Annotated in this window: 1 pseudogene; it reads left to right on the plus strand. The window is 62.3% G+C overall.

From position 1 onward, the window contains the following. Positions 1-631, plus strand: a pseudogene (locus OQK_RS01320) (hybrid sensor histidine kinase/response regulator); the annotation flags it as partial.

The following is a 631-nucleotide window of genomic DNA, read 5'->3' on the forward strand; positions in this document are numbered from 1 at the left end:
CCCTGGAAGCGGCGATCATGGCGCTGGCACTGGAGCTGTATTTCCATATCCCGCTGGCCCTGGCCTATGTGATCTGCTCGCTGCTGGTGATCCCACTTGTGGCGTACGGCGTGACGCTGATCAGCCGCCTGCAACTGTGGACGCAACCGATCTGGCTGTTGTTGCTGGTGCTGCCGTATGGCTTTGTGGGGTGGAAGAACCCCGACGCCTTCAGCGACTGGACCAGCTTTGTCGGACGCAGCGGTGACGGCGGCGGCTTCAACCTGTTGGCGTTCTGCGCCGCCTGCACGGTGGCGTTGTCGCTGGTGACGCAGATCGGTGAACAGGTGGATTATCTGCGGTTCCTGCCGGAAAAAACTGCTGCCAACCGCAAGCGCTGGTGGGCCGCCCTGCTCTGCGCCGGCCCCGGCTGGATCATCCCCGGCGCTTTGAAGATGTTCGCCGGGGCGTTCCTGGCGTTTCTCGCGCTGCAACATGAAATCCCCATGGAACGCGCTGCCGAGCCGACCCAGATGTACCTGGTTGCGTTCCGCTACGTGTTCAGTTCGCCGGAATGGGCGCTCGGCGCCATGGTGCTGTTCGTGATCATTTCGCAAATGAAGATCAACCTGACCAATGCCTACGCGGGCTC

Origin of the sequence: Pseudomonas sp. R62 (assembly GCF_000257605.1) — a bacterium.
GTDB classification, from domain to species: Bacteria; Pseudomonadota; Gammaproteobacteria; order Pseudomonadales; family Pseudomonadaceae; genus Aquipseudomonas; species Aquipseudomonas atacamensis.